The organism is bacterium, assembly GCA_030654305.1.
Classification (GTDB): Bacteria; Krumholzibacteriota; Krumholzibacteriia; order LZORAL124-64-63; family LZORAL124-64-63; genus PNOJ01.
In genome coordinates this window covers 1-1,740 of sequence record JAURXS010000009.1, presented here as the reverse complement: position 1 = coordinate 1,740, position 1,740 = coordinate 1, and the positions used below count along the sequence as shown (strand labels likewise).

The following is a 1,740-nucleotide window of genomic DNA, read 5'->3' as shown; positions in this document are numbered from 1 at the left end:
TCGAAGTGCCACACCAGCAGTTCGCCGGGTCCGCTGGCATAGCAGGTGCCGCCGATGATCACCACGTAGGCGTGGAAGAGCCCCGGCGTGGTCTCCTCGTAGTCCTCCCACAGGAAGCATCCCACCCCGTCGTAGATCGAGCCGGGGGAGGACGTGACCCCGGTGATCACGTCGGGATCGTAGGTGATCCGCACCTCGATCGTGCGGATGTCCACGTCGTCGTCCAGCATCACCGCGGCGCTGCCTGCGGCTCCCGGGGCGATCGATTGCCAGCGGGGCTCCCAGCGCAGGGCGGTGGCGTGCGCGCAGGGCGCGATCGCCAGGACGAGCAGCAGGACTGCGAACAACGGGGTGCGGGACTTCATGTCGGCTCCTGTCGGTCCCGGGCTCCGGCGCGAAGCCGGAGCCCGGGCGGGCGATGGGTGGCTGCGTACCTGCGTTGTTCCTACTTCACGAGCGTCATCTTGCGGACCTCGGTGTCCGCACCCGCGATGAGGCGGTAGAAGTAGGTCCCGGTCGCCGCGCGCTGCAGCGCGGAGTCCAGGCCGTCCCACACGATGTTGTGCGCGCCGGCGGCCAGCTGGCCGTCGACGAGCGTGCGCACGAGGCTGCCGTCCACCGCGTAGACGCCCAGCCGCACGTGACGCGCCTCGGGCAGCGCGAAGGCGATGGTCGTTTTGGGGTTGAACGGGTTGGGGTAGTTCTGGCCGGCCGTGAACCGGGCCGGCGTCTGCGGCTCGTTGCCGGTGGTCTGCGACACCCGCAGATCGCCGTTGTCGGTGCGGCGCGCGTCGATCTCGGGAACGATCGTCACGTCCGCGCTGAAGGTCACGCGCAGCAGCTCGCCCGCGCCGGCGATGGCGCCGCCGCGGCCCAGCAGGGCGAGGCTGGCGTCCAGACCGTTGCGGTCGATGTTGGCCACGAAAGCCGGGGAAACCTGGGCGTCGAGCAGCTCACCCGCGCGGACTTCGCAGGCCACCCCGTCGGGCAGACCGGCGCGGAGACGCAACCCCTTCAGATCGGCGCAAGGCTCGACCAGCTCGAGCGCCCAGGTGTTCCCATCCAGATGCGTCCAGGCCAGAACCGCGTTCGGCGTGCCGCCCGCGGGCTGCCGCGGCGCCACGTTGCCGAAGTTCATGGCGAAGATCATCAGGTCCTCGAAATCGATCACGTTGTCGGTGGTCGGGATGCCGAAGCTGCTGGTGTCGTCGGTGGGGCCGACGTCGGCTTCGTTGTCGTAGCCGACGCCGCCATGGACGTAGCCGAAGGCCGAGCCGAGCTCGTCGATGTCCGGCACGTCGACGTCGCCGTCGTAGGTCGGAGGATCGATGTCGCCCAGCCAGTAGTTGGTGCTGCGGTTCATCGGTCCGGCGCCGGGGCCGACGTTGCCGGCCGCGTCCACGGCGTACACTTCGTAGTAGTAGATGCCGCGCGGCGCGTGGTTGTTCACGTAGCCGACGGCCGTGCCGGGCACCGTGTCGTCCACCAGCGACCACTCGGGGCTGGCGACGGCGGCGGCGTGGTCGGCGGGCCACACGGGCTGGCTCGGGTTGTCATCATCGTACTCGGGGTAGGCCGAGGTGACGTTGTCGCCGGTGTGCCAGACGGCGCGCCACACTTCGTAGTGGTCCACGTCCGAGGCGTCGGCCATCGTCCAGGCGAGCGTGACCTGCTCGTGGCCGGGGGCCGACGTCAGGCCGGTCACGCCCGGCGGCATGGTGCAGTCCACCGTGAACGAGA

The 1,740-nt window shown here is 70.0% G+C and carries 2 protein-coding genes; both read right to left on the bottom strand.

Annotated features, from left to right (window positions below):
* Positions 1 to 365 (bottom strand): hypothetical protein (locus Q7W29_00285; protein ID MDO9170251.1); only part of this gene is annotated, 365 nt, incomplete at its 3' end.
* Positions 366 to 445: 80 nt separating this feature from the next.
* Positions 446 to 1,740, bottom strand: a 1,295-nt coding sequence (locus Q7W29_00280; protein ID MDO9170250.1) for a FlgD immunoglobulin-like domain containing protein, incomplete at its 5' end; no start/stop codon positions are given.